Consider the following 396-nt stretch of genomic DNA (forward strand, 5'->3'; position numbering starts at 1 on the left):
GATGGCAGACGGCGAGGGTTATAGCGAAGATACGCTACCTGCAACGATACGCACGGCACAGCACGACTACAATGCTTGTTGCACCGAAATCAGAGGGTTGAGTCTCGAAACAATCGGTGCGCTCGTTTCAACGAGAGGGGGGGCTAGCCTGGTTCCTTCGTTAGCCTCTCCCCGGCTAAGTACCTTTCCTAATGTGAAAATTGTGAGCATCTCCGGTCGCGCGCCACAACGAACCATATACGCTTCTTGGCGCAGATCGTCGCCTCATCAGGAGGCATTTCATCAGTTGTGCCATGTTTTGAGCGAGATGCAGGCGGTATGCGATCTTCCGATCGCAGGCGCGAGTTCCTTATAGTTGGTTAGAAAAGTTGCAAGGTCGTATTTGCTCTCCATTGG

General features: G+C 52.8%; 1 protein-coding gene. It reads left to right on the forward strand.

The features are described 5' to 3' along the window. Position 1: 1 nt before the first annotated feature. Complete coding sequence (locus RMT89_RS46225) at positions 2 to 355, forward strand: LysR substrate-binding domain-containing protein (protein WP_399498876.1); 354 nt, start codon at positions 2 to 4, stop codon at positions 353 to 355. Positions 356 to 396 lie beyond the last annotated feature (41 nt).

Source organism: Streptomyces sp. P17 (assembly GCF_032436805.1).
Classification (GTDB): Bacteria; Actinomycetota; Actinomycetes; order Streptomycetales; family Streptomycetaceae; genus Streptomyces.

Excerpts from the sequence above, each read along its gene's own strand:
- RMT89_RS46225 (WP_399498876.1), top strand. The coding sequence starts at position 2 with ATGGCAGACGGCGAGGGTTATAGCGAAGATACGCTACCTGCAACGATA.